Annotated in this window: 17 protein-coding genes; all 17 read left to right on the top strand. The window is 43.6% G+C overall.

Translation table 11 applies throughout. From position 1 onward, the window contains the following. Positions 1–16 precede the first annotated feature (16 nt). The 17 genes from BLU12_RS07695 to gltX are packed head-to-tail and all read left to right on the top strand — an operon-like array spanning position 17 to position 15,881. Positions 17–1,732: a WecB/TagA/CpsF family glycosyltransferase gene (locus BLU12_RS07695; RefSeq protein WP_091461816.1), complete on the top strand. Its 1,716-nt coding sequence runs from the start codon at positions 17–19 to the stop codon at positions 1,730–1,732. Continuing rightward, positions 1,732–2,199 (top strand): CBS domain-containing protein, encoded by a 468-nt coding sequence (locus tag BLU12_RS07690; RefSeq protein WP_091461814.1) that lies wholly within the window; start codon positions 1,732–1,734, stop codon positions 2,197–2,199. The genes BLU12_RS07695 and BLU12_RS07690 overlap by 1 nt, the downstream gene beginning before the upstream one ends. After that, positions 2,189–2,590 (top strand): hypothetical protein, encoded by a 402-nt coding sequence (locus BLU12_RS07685; protein WP_091461812.1) that lies wholly within the window; start codon positions 2,189–2,191, stop codon positions 2,588–2,590. The genes BLU12_RS07690 and BLU12_RS07685 overlap by 11 nt, the downstream gene beginning before the upstream one ends. Continuing rightward, entirely contained in the window at positions 2,587–4,512 is a 1,926-nt protein-coding gene (locus BLU12_RS07680; RefSeq protein ID WP_234945554.1) for a V-type ATP synthase subunit I, read from the top strand. Before BLU12_RS07685 ends, BLU12_RS07680 begins: the two co-directional genes overlap by 4 nt. After that, entirely contained in the window at positions 4,497–4,715 is a 219-nt protein-coding gene (locus BLU12_RS07675; RefSeq protein WP_009201143.1) for an ATPase, read from the top strand. Before BLU12_RS07680 ends, BLU12_RS07675 begins: the two co-directional genes overlap by 16 nt. 18 nt (positions 4,716–4,733) lie before the next feature. Beyond that, positions 4,734–5,345, top strand: coding sequence for a hypothetical protein (locus BLU12_RS07670; protein WP_057940947.1), 612 nt, complete (start codon positions 4,734–4,736; stop codon positions 5,343–5,345). Beyond that, on the top strand, positions 5,332–6,369 hold the full coding sequence (locus tag BLU12_RS07665; RefSeq protein WP_091461810.1) for a V-type ATPase subunit: 1,038 nt from the start codon (positions 5,332–5,334) through the stop codon (positions 6,367–6,369). Before BLU12_RS07670 ends, BLU12_RS07665 begins: the two co-directional genes overlap by 14 nt. 25 nt (positions 6,370–6,394) lie before the next feature. Beyond that, positions 6,395–6,685, top strand: coding sequence for a V-type ATP synthase subunit F (locus BLU12_RS07660; RefSeq protein WP_091461809.1), 291 nt, complete (start codon positions 6,395–6,397; stop codon positions 6,683–6,685). Continuing rightward, complete coding sequence (locus BLU12_RS07655; protein WP_091461807.1) at positions 6,672–8,426, top strand: V-type ATP synthase subunit A; 1,755 nt, start codon at positions 6,672–6,674, stop codon at positions 8,424–8,426. The genes BLU12_RS07660 and BLU12_RS07655 overlap by 14 nt, the downstream gene beginning before the upstream one ends. An 18-nt stretch (positions 8,427–8,444) precedes the next feature. Then, positions 8,445–9,845 carry a V-type ATP synthase subunit B gene (locus BLU12_RS07650; protein ID WP_057941033.1) on the top strand — a complete coding sequence of 467 codons (1,401 nt, stop codon included), beginning with the start codon at positions 8,445–8,447 and terminating at the stop codon, positions 9,843–9,845. After that, a complete protein-coding gene (locus BLU12_RS07645) occupies positions 9,842–10,471 on the top strand; it encodes a V-type ATP synthase subunit D (protein WP_057940951.1) in 630 nt (209 codons plus the stop codon). Before BLU12_RS07650 ends, BLU12_RS07645 begins: the two co-directional genes overlap by 4 nt. A gap of 2 nt (positions 10,472–10,473) precedes the next feature. Further along, a complete protein-coding gene (locus BLU12_RS07640) occupies positions 10,474–10,782 on the top strand; it encodes a YbaB/EbfC family nucleoid-associated protein (RefSeq protein WP_009201136.1) in 309 nt (102 codons plus the stop codon). A 23-nt stretch (positions 10,783–10,805) separates the two neighbouring features. Beyond that, positions 10,806–11,423, top strand: coding sequence for a recombination mediator RecR (gene recR, locus BLU12_RS07635; RefSeq protein ID WP_091461802.1), 618 nt, complete (start codon positions 10,806–10,808; stop codon positions 11,421–11,423). Positions 11,424–11,439: 16 nt separating this feature from the next. Beyond that, positions 11,440–12,564, top strand: coding sequence for a PIN/TRAM domain-containing protein (locus tag BLU12_RS07630; RefSeq protein ID WP_091461801.1), 1,125 nt, complete (start codon positions 11,440–11,442; stop codon positions 12,562–12,564). After that, the gene (ispF, locus tag BLU12_RS07625; RefSeq protein WP_009202538.1) at positions 12,564–13,742 is read left to right on the top strand and encodes a 2-C-methyl-D-erythritol 2,4-cyclodiphosphate synthase; all 1,179 of its coding nucleotides are present in this window, start codon (positions 12,564–12,566) and stop codon (positions 13,740–13,742) included. The genes BLU12_RS07630 and ispF overlap by 1 nt, the downstream gene beginning before the upstream one ends. Further along, entirely contained in the window at positions 13,736–14,452 is a 717-nt protein-coding gene (locus tag BLU12_RS07620; RefSeq protein ID WP_057940954.1) for a septal ring lytic transglycosylase RlpA family protein, read from the top strand. The genes ispF and BLU12_RS07620 overlap by 7 nt, the downstream gene beginning before the upstream one ends. 31 nt (positions 14,453–14,483) lie before the next feature. Beyond that, positions 14,484–15,881: a glutamate--tRNA ligase gene (gene gltX / locus BLU12_RS07615; RefSeq protein WP_057940955.1), complete on the top strand. Its 1,398-nt coding sequence runs from the start codon at positions 14,484–14,486 to the stop codon at positions 15,879–15,881. The last annotated feature ends 10 nt before the right edge of the window (positions 15,882–15,891 follow it).

Raw genomic sequence — 15,891 nt, 5'->3', positions numbered from 1 at the left:
GAGGAGTGTATCTCAGATGGACACAGATTACCTCTTGATCGCAGTTACGGCTTTGGCTTGCTTGATCTTTGAAAAAATCACAAAAAGACGATTGACGACTGACCAATGGGATTATACAAGAGATATGCTTATGATTGCCAGCATGTCTTTATTGTCCCTTGTAATTGGGACAAAAACCTCCTCCATTATAATGGCTTTTGGGATTATTTTCGCCGTTGTGGCTACAGCGGAAAGGTTGTATTCTTCACCGTTTTGGCCTTTTTTGAGGATTGCCTTGGCTATAGCATTTGCTCTTGTGGGGCCGCGAATACAATTCATAACTTTGGGCAATGAGAATTTTTACTATCTGTCTTCAGGTGTGGCAATAATTGCTACGGCGACTTGGTTGCTATTATGCCAGACTTTTTTGTCAGAGGTCGATGAAATATCGGGGTTATCCGGGCACCTGATGGCCATAACGTGGGTGCTTTTATGGGGTGTCAGTTTCTTTTTGGACCAAGGTTTAAAAGATTCTATGTGGATTTCCTTTGCTGGGATATCGCTCTGTCTTATATTTTGGAGCAGGATTGGCCATACTTATCGGAGGTTAGGCGATCCGTTGGTGTATTTTTGGTCTACCCTAATTGCCGGTACGTCCCTCATAGGGGTTAGTAAGGGCGTTACTTTTGCGACTATTTTGTTGCCTCTGTCGCTATTTGCATTGCCGCTAATGGAAGCCTCTCTCGGTTTTGTTGGAAAGACTTTTGCCGATAGTGCCCGCTGGAGAAATGTCTCTCTTTATGAGAAATTAGTGTCTCGAGGCATAGATCACCCCCAGGCTGTTAGGTTGGTCGCGGCTTTTTGTATGACCATAGGGACCTCGGTGGCTTTGTTTCAGCTTGTCCCATCGCCATGGGGGTTGAAAATATCAATGACCGCTCTTGCGGCAGGAATAGTGGTATTTCTGATTTATGTTGCAAAAAATGCTGCACCCAAGGATCAGCGCAGACCATCTTTATGGGGTATATTCGTCGATAACGTCTCTTTGGATTATGTCTTAAATAAAGTGATATTCTGGGCAAGTCAAGAAGATGATAAAAGTTACATGATCGTCACCCCCAATGCTTTAGTTGCCGAAAGATCGAGGTATGATTTTGAGCTTAGAGAAGCTGTAAAATCCGCCGATTTGTCTTTACCGGATGGAATGGGGTTAGTGTGGGCCTTTAAGTTATTGGGCGTGAGAATACAGCAACGAATAGCCGGCATCGATTTTATGAACAATTTGTGTGAAATGGCAGAAAACAGGGGTATGTCTATATTCTTACTTGGGGGTAGCAAAGATGTGGTCGAAAAGGCCTCGGCGCGCCTCAACGAAAGCTACCCAAACCTAAAAATAGCAGGTTTTCATCATGGCTACTTTTCCGAGGAGAGGGATTCTGATATTTGTAAATTGATCAACGAAAGCGGGGCCAAGATACTTTTCGTTGGCCTTGGGGTGCCTAAGCAGGAAATATGGATCTATCGAAACTTGAAGCATTTAAAGGGTGTAATTGCAATAGGGGTGGGTGGAAGTTTTGACGTGATCTCGGGACGCTTAAAGAGAGCTCCTGTTGCCTGGCAAAGATTGGGCTTAGAGTGGTTGTACCGGACGATACAGGAACCGTGGAGGCTAAAGCGCATAATGAGATTGCCCCTGTTCGTGGTATTGGTTTTTTTGACAAAGTTGGGGTTGTGCAATAGGAGGATGGATTAATGGCCATAAAAGCTCAAGAGGTGATGCAAAAAGATCTAACGGTTTTGTCGAAAGACGATTTGGTTATAGATGCCGTGAAAATGTTTTATATTCATAAAGTTACAGGCGTGCCAGTTGTAGAAGGGAATTGGTATTTAGTTGGCTTCATTTCCGAAAGCGACATCCTGAAAGCGGCACTCCCAACCTATCTTGAAACCATTACCTCATCGACATTTTTAAGCAATAATGGGGAATTATCCCTTTTTGACAAGATACATGATATCGGCCTGAGAAGAGTCGAAGAATTCATGACAAGAGAAGTCATAAGCGTAGACCCTTCTGCGAGTTTGATGAGCGTTGCGGATTTGATGATTCGAAAAAGGATCAAAAGGCTTCCCGTGGCAAAGGATGGGAAATATATTGGGATAATAGACAGAAGTGCTTTCTGTGAGTTTCTCATGGAAGGAGGAGTTTTGGGTGAACAATAAGGATGGGGAAACAGACGGAATCTATGATGATTTAACTGAAGAGTTGGAGTCCTTCAAAAATTTACTGGAAATTGAATATAAGCAGAGGATAGCCGAAGCGAACAAAACGAGAGAGGAAACCTTAAGGCAAATTCAGGAAATGTATGTGAAGAGGATGGAGCTCTTCAAACAAGAGCTCAAAAAAGAAGAGGAGACTCTTTTGCTTCAGGCTCACGAGCTGGAAACAAAATATCAGGATCTAGCAAAGGATATGACGGGTAAAATAGATAAGCCCGGCCTAATAGATGCCATTATATCGGAAATATCGCAGGATTTATGGCCAAACCTCGACAGGGGAAGCGAAGAGGAAGGCAATATTGAGGATTGGAAAAGGGGTATGGATGAAGTTTGATAGCGGAAATGATCCATCTCAAGATAATAGGCCTGCAAAAGGATAGTAAAGATTTAATAGAGCATATTCGTGACCTTGGGGTTTTCCATGTGGAAATCGAAGAGGCCGTCGAATACAGGCAAATAGCCGATGAACCAATGGTCGAAAAGATGAAATTTTTGCGGGCTGGCATATTGGGCCTTTTAGAAGATCTTAGTTGGAACGATTGGAGTAGCCTGCCCCAGGATCTCGTGGAATCTTTAGGGAATGCTGTTCATCTAGATGATATGGCAGCCTTAGACGAAATAGAAAAAAGTCTGGTGGAATTTAAGGGGCGCCTATCCGAAATGGCTCACGAGATAAAGGCATTGGAGGAATCAATTTTTGCCCTAAAGCAGGTTCATTATATAGCTAACCATTTCTATAACTTTTTTACTGAGGAGAAAAAAAGGGGGAAAGCAATATCCTTTTGGCTGGTAGAAACTGACAAGATAAGCGGGTTACTGAAAAAGCTTGAAAGGAAAATTCGTTCCGCGACTCCTGTTGTGGAAAGGCCTTATGTTAACCACAAGTTGCTTTCCCAGGGAGAAAACATCTCTATAATGGCCCTTAGTGTGGATCAGGATAAAATCTCTGCTGTTCATGAAATTATGGACGAGTTTGGATGTATTTCCTACACTATGCCCAAGACAGTTGCGGGTGAGTCTACCATAGAATCCCCCATGGCGGCCCAAATGGAACTTAAGTGGTTGCCGGAGAGGTTGGAGCGAGCGAAGAAGACGCTGGATTCGACGAAAGAAGAGTGGGGTCCCCGTTTAGCGGCTTTATATATATTAATTGATGACAGGTTGGAGTCTTTAATTTTAGAAAAGAAACTATCGAGCGAAGGGGAAATTTTTACCTTGACGGGATGGATACCGTCGTCGGAGTTTGAGAAGGTAAAATCATCGCTGAAAAATAGGTTTGGAGAGAGAGTTTTAATTACATGGAGATCACCCGAGCCGCGCGAATGGCCTAAAGTGCCCATTTTGCTGGACAATCCAAGATGGGCTAAACCATTTGAATTGTTTCTAAAATTAATGCCCATGCCGGGCTATAAAAGTACGGATCCTACTGCCTTTATAGCCATATTTTTTCCTCTTTTTGCCGGTTGCATGATTGGCGATATTGGCTATGGCTTGATTTTTCTCCTTATCGGCTTGTTTAGCTTAAAGGCATTCAGGCGGAAAAATCCGATCCTTAAAGGCGTTTCGCAGATACTTATAAACATATCGGTAATGAGCATTATATGGGGATTCCTATATGGGGAATTTTTTGGTGATCTTGGCCACAGGTTATTTCATATGGAACCTCTATGGGTTGAGAGAACGCATGGCATTATTCCTGTCATGGGTTTTACCGTTTCTTTGGGTGTTGCGCACGTTATCTTAGGTTTGGCCTTGGGGGCATATGAAGGAGTCAAATACAAGAACAAACATCATACATATGAGCGATTGGGAACGTTGTTTACGCTGCTGGGGATTGTATTGTTTGTAGTCGGTTACTTTAATTTAATTGAACTCAACCTGATACCTTTTGTCGTTGCACTTTTGGTGACCGGCCTTGCATTATTGATTAAAGGAGGAAATCTATCGGGATTTGTGGAAACCATTGGTTCTGTGGGTAACGTATTAAGTTACATAAGAATTGCGGCTATAGGTTTATCTTCTGCCATATTGGCTATGGTAGCGACAAAGTTCGTGGATGTGTTGGGAGTGACTTTTTTTGGAATTTTATTGGCCGTCCTGATACACTTGCTTAATTTAATAATAGCTATAGCTGGATCGGTATTGCACTCGGCCCGTTTACATTATGTCGAGTTTTTTGGTAAATTTTACGAAGGCAAAGGTAAACAATATAAACCTATTAAGCGAAGGAGGGGAACCGCTTGGAGAAAGCCTTAATAGGGCTGGCTGCCGCGTTGGCAGTGGGGATTCCGGCCTTAGCTACAGCTTACGCTCAGGCGAAAATAGGAAGTGCCGGCGCTGCGACAGTTGCGGAGAAGCCCGAAACGTCTGCCATAATGATAATACTTGAGGCCATTCCAGAAACTATGGTAATATTAGGTTTTGTTGTAGCTATAATGCTGATATTGCAATTAGGATAAGAACCGAAGAGGCCGTCCATGGATTTAAATGAACTCAATAAATTTAAGGAAAACCTAAAAAGGGAATATGATGAACGCATAAAGGACTATAAGCGACGGATAGAGGAAGAATTGGCCGATATAGCTGCCTCTAAAATGTTGGAACTTGAAAGGCAAATGGGTGAGATAGAAAAGCTTCATTCAAAGATAATACAGGAGCGTTTGACCCTCTTTCGGCTTAAGGCAATTAAGTTGGGAAAGGATATAATAAATAAAGAAGCAAACGCACTTTTTTGTTCCATCGAAGAGAGGGTCAAACAAAGGACGGAAGATGCCAGAAAAGAACAATCACATTATGCCAAGATGCTAAAAACCCTCATCGACGAAGCGGTTGAAGCAATATCAGACGATAAGATTACGGTTCAACTCTCTCGGGAGGAAGAAGAGATAGCCAAAGGTTTGTCGAAATTTTACAGCATAGTATTCGCTGGCAACTCCGACTTTTGGGGAGGGCCCATAGTGGTCGACGAAAAAGGTGAAAGAATTGTCGAAAATACAATCAAAAGTCGATTTGGAAAACTCACACCCCTCGTCCGACAAAGGATTGGGGAGATCATGTCTCCTCTTCTGGAGGAGATTGAGAGGGCATAGCGAAAATTATAGCTACTTATGTGCCGCCCTCAGAGCGAGGGCGGCCAGATTTTATAAATGGGATGAGCTGTGCGCCCTAGCTCGAGGCGACTTTAAAGCTTTGGAATCAGAATTTTTAGAGGGCCGTTACAGCGAAAGTTACCGTTCCCAGATACTTTCTTCGCTTTTTTCGCCCTTGCGCAAGATCGAGCTTGCAATAATGTTCGAGATAACAAAGCGTTTAAGATCAGCTCATTTAAAAGCAGAAGGAGAACCTCATGAATTGATGTCTGTGGTATTAAGCAGGGGAGATCTCCATAACTTTCGCATAATTTTAAGACGATTTGCTAGCGATAGGAGCGGTCAGTCGGAGGAATACCTATGGCATTTATATGGGAATCTTTCAAGGGATTTTTTCAAGAACGTTTGGGAGGCAGATGACATTAGCTCAGCCAGAAAATGGATTTATTTGTATGGTGATCCCTATGGGATGATATTAGATGAGGCTATGGTAGCTTTGCAGAGTACGGGAAACTTGGTTAAGGCCGAAAGAGTACTGCTATTAAATCATCTGAAATACCATCAGGACGTTATTTCTAAATATCAAAATAAAAACGGTGCAATAGCTAAAGAATTTTTGGGAAGGCTAGTTGATCTTTGGAACTTAAATCTTTGGATCCATGAAAGATCCGGGATACAGACGAAAGAAACTCGCGTAGGATATTTGCCAGGAGGAGCGTGGATTGACGATAAAGTTTTGTCAAAGGCTAAAGTTATAACTGAAGCCGTACAGGGCACTCCATGGCGAAGGGCAATAAGCAAAGGAGCTTTTATGACGTTTCACGAATTTCAATGGCATCTCCAAAAGGAATTTTGGATATGGCAAGTATCGCTTTTTCGCAGGGATCCTCTCGGTTTCGAAGTTCCTTTTGGATATATTGCAAAAGCTTTGGCGGAGTGGAGCAACTTAAATATGATTGCCATAGGAATTGCCTTTGGTTTACATCCAGATGAAATCATAGGCCGGCTAATCCCTGTAAAGTGATCTTTTTGGGAGGAATTTTATTATTATGAAAGATATAACCGATGAATTCGAAGTAATCGCCTTGGGCAAGGAGATCTTTACTGATCTATGGAGATTATTCGGTTTCAGATCCGTAATATGCGAGAATCCCAATGATGTGTATTTGATATGGAAAGAACTCATGTCGGAGAATCTCGCTGTGATCGTCGTGGAGGAAGATTGGTTTGCCAGAATGCCACTAAGGCTTCGAATCTTAGCAGAACGCTCAGTTGCTCCTGCATGGGTAAAATTTCCTACGTTATTACGAGAAGGGGAGAGCCTAGTTGCAGGACAATAGGGGATATATTAAGGGAATTTCCGGTTCAGTCGTCACATCTACGTGTTTTCCCAATACCTCCATATATGAAGTTGTGTATGTAGGCAGCGAAAGGTTGCTTGGCGAAGTGGTACGCGTCAGAAGGGATGTCGCTGATATTCAAGTATATGAGGATACTACGGGCCTTCAAATTGGCGACCATACGATATTTACCGGAGAGTTGTTATCTATGAAGTTAGGCCCCGGGTTATTGGGACAGGTATTAGACGGCATAGGACGTCCTCTTGAAAGGCTTGGCAAAAAGTCGCCCTATATATCCAGAGGCACGCATATCGATGCCGTAGACGACAGCGAAAAGTGGTATTTTATACCCCGCCTGCAGAGGGGAGATGACGTTGGACCAGGGGATATATTGGGAGAAGTTGAAGAAAAGGGCATTAAACATTTTATAATGGCCCCCTTGGCTTTTAGGGGCAAAAACAGCACGATCAGTTGGATAGCACCGAAGGGCGAGTATGTTGTGGACGATGTAATATGTAAAATCGGTGAAACGACAGTTAAGATGTCTCAGCGGTGGAATATAAGAACACCCCGAAATGTCGGCAGAAAACTCGATTTAGACAAGCCGTTCTTGACGGGGACTCGCATATTGGACGTTTTTTTTCCTCTCGCTTTGGGGGGAACAGCTGTGATTCCTGGTGGATTTGGGACAGGCAAAACAGTTACACAGCAATCCATAGCAAGATGGGCCAATGCGGACATAGTGATTTACATTGGCTGTGGGGAACGCGGTAACGAGATGACGGAAGTTCTAGAGGAGTTCCCTTCGTTAACGGATGTACGCAGGGGAATCCCACTGATGGACAGAATGATACTGATCGCAAATACGTCCAATATGCCAGTTGCCGCAAGGGAGGCGAGTATATACCTGGGAATGACAATCGCCGAATATTATCGCGATATGGGATACAATGTGGCAATTATCGCGGATTCCATCAGCAGGTGGGCTGAAGCGTTGAGAGAAATTTCAGGCCGACTTGAAGAAATGCCGGGAGAAGAGGGATATCCCGCCTATTTAGCCTCTAGGTTGGCCCGTTACTATGAACGTGCCGGAAATGTGGTGCCCCTTGGCAGCCCTCAGCGCAACGGTTCAATATCCGTCATAAACGCTATATCACCCCCGGGAGGCGACTTTTCCGAGCCTGTTACGCAATCAGGGTTACGCCTTTCAGGGTGTTTCTGGGCTCTGGATAAGGGGCTGGCTACAAAAAGGCATTTTCCATCCATCAATTGGGCTCAAAGTTACTCTTTATATCACGAGAACCTAGATCGTTATTTTACAAGGGAAATATCCGAAAATTGGGTGCCCTTGCGAGAATTTGCTCTCAATATATTACATGACGGCAAGTCTTTGCAGGAGATGGTTCAGATCGTGGGCAGAGACGGGCTTACCGAGGAGGAAAAGTGGATACTTAAATTGTCGGAGCTGATAAACATATTCTATCTGCAGCAGAACGCCTTTGATTCGAACGACGCCTATTGCGATCCTAACAGGCAGCTTGTTATGTTAAACACTTTAAAGTTGTTAGATGAAGAGATAAGATGGGCTCTTAATAGCGGGGCGTTGTTCGAACAGATAGATTCTCAATTTGCTTTTGTTGCGGACTTAATGAAATTAAGATCTCAAAATGCTGAAGATTACGAAACCAGCTTGATTTCATATATTACAAAGCTGAAAGAGGAGCTATCAGATCTTATATAGATGAAGGGTGTAGTGACGATGAAGCTTTTAAAAGAAGGCTACAAGACCATTGAAAAGATAGCAGGGCCCCTTCTTTTTGTGAGCAAGGTTGCGAGAGGCGGTATAGGGGAAATAGTAAAGATAGAGTCCAACTTTGGAGAAGATTACGGTCAAATACTGCAAATTGTCGATGACTTATGCGTCATCCAGGTCTTTGGCGAAACGATGGGGCTAGCACCAAATAATACGGTAGTATGGCTAGAAAGAGATGTCGTAAAGATTCCTTTAGGTATAGCTCTTCAGGGGCGCATGTTAAACGGCAGAGCAATGCCTATAGATGGAGAAGGCCCTATATCATGTATCGAAAAATGGGCCCCGATCCAGGGCAATGCTATAAATCCTTGGCGTCGCAAAAGCCCCCATGAATTTATCGAGACTGGGATATCGACAATTGATTTGATGAATACCTTAGTTAAAGGGCAAAAACTTCCCATTTTTACGGGGAGCGGATTACCAGCCGATAAATTAGCGGCCCAGATAGTAAAGTACGCTCGAACGCCTGCGACCTCTGCGGATTCGTCGCCATTTATGGTAGTATTTGCTGCTTTGGGCATAACGCAAAGAGAAGCATCTTATTTTAGGGAAGCCTTTCGTGAGAGCGGCTCCATATATAGAGGCGTGTTTTTCTTTAATCTGGCGGGAGATCCTTCAATTGAGAGGATATTAACCCCCAGAATGGCCTTGACAGTGGCAGAGTATTTTGCTTTTGAGAAGGGATACGATGTCCTTGTAGTTCTGACCGATATGTTACATTATTGTGAAGCCCTAAGGGAGATAAGTTCAGCACGAGAAGAAATACCGGGACGTAGGGGATTTCCTTCTTATATGTATTCTGATTTAGCAAGCATTTACGAGCGAGCAGGTTGTATATCAGGCATCAAAGGCAGCATTACACAAATACCTATCGTTACAATGCCAGATGATGATTTGACCCACCCCGTACCGGATTTGACAGGATATATAACCGAAGGGCAAATCGTCATGGACAGAGAACTTCACGGCAAGGGGATATATCCTCCCATAGATGTATTATCTAGTTTGAGCAGGTTAATGAACAAGGGTATAGGGGAGGGCTCGACCGTTCCGGAACATCGCGCCCTATCCGACCAGCTCTATGCAGCATATGGGCATTTTAAGGATCTTGTCAGACTAAAAACCATTATTGGCGAAGAGGGACTCACGCCTACGGAGATGTCGTATTTAAGTTTCGGAGAGAAATTTGAATCTGAATTTGTAAATCAAGGGGAGAGACGTCGAAGCCTAGATGAAACATTGGAACATGCATGGAATTGTCTCTTGACTTTACCCAAAGACGAACTTCATCGATTGCCTGTAAATCTCATAGATGAAGTGATGCTTAAAAGGGGAACAAAGGCATGAGCCGAAGGCCGCCGACCAGGGATCAATTGTTAGAGCTTAAACGAACCATTTCATCAATGAAAAAAGGGAAGGAGATCCTTGAGAAAAAAAGGGATGCCCTTTTGCAAATGATTGAAAGCGACAGGAAGAAATTCAGAGAGGTAAGGGAGACATTTTTAAAAAGTTGTGCAAAAATATATTCTTCCTATGCATTGGCCAGATTGCACGATGGAGAGGCTTCCATATCGCTCCTTGGAATAAGCATACCCTTAAATAAGGTTGATAGGAGCATTAATCAAGCGATGGGATGCAAATACCCTTCGTTTTTCCCCAGTGGCGGGTTCCCGGCAACTTCACAACTTTACGATCCCATGTTATTTTCCCTTTATGTGGATTTATTGATACAAGATCTGGCGGAGGCCAAAGAACTGCTTTGGGAGTATATAAATTTACATGTAAAATTGAGATCGCTTGAGAGGGAGTTAAAAAAAACGCTTTTGAAGATAAACACTATGGAACAAAACCTAATACCACAGCTTGAAGCGGAAAGACGGCAGATAGTTTTTTACTTAAATGAAAGAGAAAGACAAGAACGCTTTGTCACGAAAAGTTGGATGAAAAAAAGAGAACTTAAAGGAGGTAATTAGTTATGAATATGGACAAAATCATGAAACAGGCTCAGAAAATGCAAGCACAGATGATGAAGATTCAAGAGGAACTCGCGAAGGAAGTTGTCGAAGGCGAAAGCGGTGGAGGAGTGGTAAAGGTAAAGTGCAACGGACAGGGCGATTTCCTTTCCATATCCATCGAACCGGATGTCGTCGATCCCGAAGACGTAGAGATGCTGGAAGATTTGATATTGGCGGCCATTAATGACGCTCAACGAAAGAGCAAGGAGTTGGCTAACGAAAGACTCAGCAAGTTTGGCGCAGGTTTTGGCATGCCGGGGCTCATGTAGTTTTTGTGAAGCAGGTGACCTAATTGGCTTTGGCAAAGGCATTGGAGGATTTAATACGTCTATTTGAGAGATTTCCCGGAATTGGCGAGAAAAGCGCGAGGAGGATGGTGCTATTTTTATTACAGCAGCCCAAAAGCTTTTCTGAATCATTGGCTGAGTGTATTGCAAAATGCAATTCCTTACTCCATCCCTGCAGCAGGTGTGGCAATATAACTGATGAGGACCCATGTTCTATATGTTGTGATCCCTTCAGGGATAAGTCGACCATATGTATCGTAGAATCGGTCGAGGATCTCATTACAATCGAACAGGCGGGCATATATAACGGACTTTACTTCGTATTGGGATCGCTATATTCTCCTTTAGACGATGAGGAAATAGTCCCTCAAGTTTTAGAGCGCTTGGTGAAAAGGGTTTCTGAAGAAGAGGTTAAGGAGGTCATATTAGCCTTTAGTCCCAAGGTCGAAGGAGAGTTAACAATGAATTTGATATCTAAGATCATGGAGCCCCTGCCCGTAACAGTTAGCAGATTATCGTATGGCCTACCTGTCGGTGGTAGTGTAAGTTTCGCTGATAGGACGACCCTGCACGCCGCCCTTGAAGCAAGGACATACATCAAAAGAGGCGAAGGCAGACAGTAAGAGGAGGTACGTTTATATGCAAGAAGGCATGGGACGACTTGTCAACATAATAGCTAGAACTATTCTCAGCATATTAGGCGTCATAGCAGGATATCAACTGGCACAATATCTATCATCCAGTTCGTGGTGGCCAACAAGTGCGTGGATTTGGGGCATGGCGATGTGGGGGTTTGTTATAATGATTCCCGCTCTTCTGGGCTATTTGCTTGCCCCCCTGTTCGTTCGAGGAATTGCCCGAATTGGTATCATATTCGAAAGATCTTTGCAGACTTTCGCATGGCAGGATTTGTTCGTTGCAATCTTAGGCTTAATTATAGGTTTGATTGTAGCAAATCTATTGGCCATGCCCCTATCTTCAATCCCGAATTTGGGATTTTATTTGGCAATTCTCTTGAATGTAGTATTAGGTTATGTGGGTTTGATCCTCTTTTTAAAAAGAAAAGATGAAATCATCAGCATGTGGTCGTCCTTTGAACTTCTAAGGGACAGGCTTCATTTAAAGGGCAAAAAAATGCGCGAGGAGTTTGACCATGACAGCATTAAATTGCTTGATACGAGCGCGTTAATAGATGGCAGAATATTGGATATAGCAAAAGTCGGATTTATAGAAGGCGTTATGTGCATTCCCGGGTTTGTTTTGTTGGAACTCCAAGCAATTGCAGATTCGACGGATCCGTTAAGGAGGGCAAAGGGGAGAAGGGGAATGGAAGTTGTCGAGGAACTCCAAAAATTGCCCAACTTCAAGCTCGAAATATTGGAACAGCCTTTAAAAGAGCTGAAAGTTGATACTGTCGATGAGGGTTTGATCGAGCTGGCCAAAAAATTGAAGGCAAAGATAATTACTACTGATTATAATTTGAACAAAATTGCAAGCATACAGGGACTTGACGTTTTAAATGTTAATGATCTAGCCAATGCGCTTAAACCGGTTTTGATACCAGGAGAAACTCTTGAGGTAGATGTTATTAAAGAAGGAAAAGAGCCCAATCAGGGAGTGGCTTATCTCACCGACGGAACGATGTTGGTAGTAGAAGATGGAGAAAAATATATTGGAAAAAGGGTTGAGGTAGTTATAACGTCATTATTACAAACCTCTGCCGGGAGAATGATATTCGGCAGAGTGAGACGAGTGACGAGCTGATGAGTTTGAAAAACTGCTCTTTCGTGATACTAGCTGCCGGAAAAGGTGCCAGGATGAACACCCCTTTTAAGCAATTTAGGCTTTTGGGAGGCATTCCTCTGTGGGTATGGGGTGTTAAGCTGGCGAGAAAACTTTACGACATGAACCTCATTTGTGAGGTGGTCGTAGTTTTTCCAAAGGACTATGATTTTTCTTTTCATGTAGAGGTTTTACAAGCTCATAAGATGCCTTTTAAGGCCATAAATGGCGGCGATACAAGGGCCATGTCTTCAATTTTAGGCGTCAAAGTTTCCGACGGCGATTACGTTCTCGTTCACGATGCAGCTCGTCCCCTAGCTTCGTCAAATTTAGTCAAAAAAGTTATATCGGCCCTATCTCCGGAAGCCGGTGTTATCCCCTTAATTCCCATAAGGGATTCGTTAAAGAGGGTTTCCGAAGGAGGAGAAATCGTGCCAGTCTCTAGAGAGAACCTCTGGTGTACACAGACACCTCAGGCTTTTTCAAGAAGGGAGTTGATCTCGGTCATGGAGATGGTAGGAGATGGCGTATTTGACGAAGCAGAAGCGTGGATAAAGGCAGGACGTCACATAAATTTTGTCGAAGGCGAGCCGAGCAACGTGAAGATAACTTACGAAAGCGATTTCAAGCTTTGTCATAACATTGTTGAGGGCATGAGCCCCCTTAAGGTTGGCCACGGCTTTGATATTCATCCTTTACGTCCCTGGAGAAAACTCATTCTTGCAGGGGAATTCATTCCCAGTGCTCCTCTAGGGTTGGATGGTCACTCCGATGGCGACGTAATTTCTCATGCAGTGGCCGATGCTTTGTTGGGAGCTGCCGGAGAGCCGGATTTGGGGAGTCTATACCCTTCTTCCGATGAGCGGTACAAAAACGCTAATAGCCTTCTAATTCTCGAGGAAATAGCACACCTATTGTTCGAAAAAGCTTGGATCCTGATTTCTCTGGATGTGACATTGGAAGCACAGCTGCCTAAACTCGGATGTTATGTCGATACTTTTAAAACCAATCTCGAAAAGGCTTTGTCAGTTTTGACTTGTAGGCGCAGCGATATTGTAAATTTGAAGATAAAGTCTGGTGAAGGAGTGGGCGCCGTAGGAACAGCTCGTTGCATGCGTTGTCATGCCGTAGCTGCGATGAGGGGGGCGATGGAGTGGTAAAGGTGTTGACTAAAAGATCTCTTTTATTGGCCTTGCTCATTTTGTGCTCCCTCCTGTTGCCAAAAAGAGCCATTGCCCTAAACCCCTACACATGGGTCAGTAATGCGGGGACCTCCGTTAAATTATACGTTAATGGAAAGTTAGTTGCCTCTGCGCCCGCAGAAATGGCTGATATGATATATTCGTCCAACGAGAAGCTCCAAAAACTCTTCGAAAGAAACAATAAAGGTTTGTACTTTAAAATAAACAAGCTCGATGAGGATGTTTTTGTCATATCTTCCAAAAACGGGAAGGACATCTTTGTCGTAACTTCCGATATCGCTGAATATCACAAGAGCACTCCACAGTTGTTAGCAGGGATCTGGCTGTCAAATGTTTACGAAGCTCTTTATGGTTTGCACGATACAGCTATATATAAAGATTATGTTACGGTTACATGGTATGGAGGCCCAAAGTGGGAAGGAAACAAAACAGCCAACGGAGAAATTTTTTATAACTGGAAGCTGACTGCTGCCTCAAATGATCTTCCCTTCAATAGCATAGTGAAACTTCATAACCCGAAGAACAACAAGAGCATAATTGTAAGGATTAACGATCGTTGCGCTAAAAGCGGCATAATAGATGTGTCCAGGCTTGCCGCTGAACTGTTGGGCATAACCCGTATAGGTGTTGCGAAATTAAGAATGGAGGTTCTTCACTTGCCGGAGTAGTAACCAAAGAACAGAAAGGAGCATTCGCGTAATGAGCGTCAAAACACGTTTTGCCCCATCGCCTACCGGGAATTTGCATATAGGTGGTGCAAGGACAGCTCTATTTAATTGGCTTTGGGCCAAAAAATGGAATGGAAAATTTGTGCTTCGTATCGAAGATACAGACAGAGACCGCTCTTCGCCTGAATTTGAAGACTCAATAAAAAGAGATTTAAAGTGGTTGGGATTGGAATGGGACGAAGGTCCGGACGTGGGGGGAGCCCACCTCCCATACAGACAGAGCGAAAGGTTGCCTTTATACCTTAAAATTTTAAAAAAACTTGAAGAAACCGACTGCGTATATCCCTGTTATTGTACGCCAGAAGAGCTTGAAGCTGAAAGAAAAGCGCAGCTTTCCAGGGGCATGCCCCCGAGGTATTCCGGAAAATGCAGAAATCTTACCGAAGAGGATCGAAAGAAACTAGAAAGGGAGGGGAGAGTTCCCTCATGGCGTTTCAAGGTCCAGCAGAGGGATGGAAGAATAGAATTTCACGATGAAGTTCATGGTACTTATGCTCTGTCTTATAGCGAAGTTGGAGATTTCATCGTGATGCGTTCCGATGGAATTCCCACCTATCTTTTTGCCGCAGTGGTAGACGACCATTTTATGGAGATAACCCATGTAATTAGGGGTGACGAGCACCTTCCGAATACAACAAGACAACTGCTCGTGTTTGAGGCCCTTTCGTGGCAACCTCCATCCTTTGCTCACATTCCAATGATACTCTCCAGAGAAGGCAGGAAATTGAGCAAAAGGGAGGGAGCCGAAAGCATCGACGATCTTAGGCAAAGGGGCTATCTCCCGGAAGCGGTGAGGGCTTATTTAGCAACATTAAGTTGGGCGGTTGAAGGCGAGGATTTTCTGTTTGACCTTAATGAAATGGCTAAGCGATTTGAACTTTCCTCAATATCGAAATCTTCTCCAATACATGACGAGGAAAGATTGAGATGGTGGGGGAGTGAAGCCATCAAAAGAAAGGATTTGAAGTGGCTGGCAGATGTAATCGTAAAAAAGGCCAGTGAGGACGGCTTGCCCGTTAGGATTACTACCGAGGAGCTGACTTTGCTGCTCCCTGAAGCTTTATCGGGTCAAGCCACCATAGTTGAACTGCTAGAAAGCCTAAATTGGTTGTTTCTAAGGCCTCAAGTTCATGAAGCAGTTCCTCCCTGGATGAGGGATTTAAAAGCGGAACTTTCTAAATTAGGTGACTGGAATAAAGCTAAAATCGAGGATATGCTCAGGGCTTTTCAGAAAAGGCTTGGTTTGAAAGCTAGGGAATTTTTTCATCCGTTGCGAATTTTTGTAACAGGTAAAATTTCGGGTCCCCCTCTGCCGCTGATCATGGAAGTCTTGGGCAAAGAGGAAGTCATATCAAGATTAGTAGATTAAAATTAAAGGA

The sequence above is a fragment of the Acetomicrobium thermoterrenum DSM 13490 genome, assembly GCF_900107215.1.
In the GTDB taxonomy this organism is placed as follows: domain Bacteria; phylum Synergistota; class Synergistia; order Synergistales; family Acetomicrobiaceae; genus Acetomicrobium; species Acetomicrobium thermoterrenum.
The sequence above is the reverse complement of the archived record's forward strand: the minus strand, read 5'-3'. Positions and strand labels throughout refer to the sequence as shown.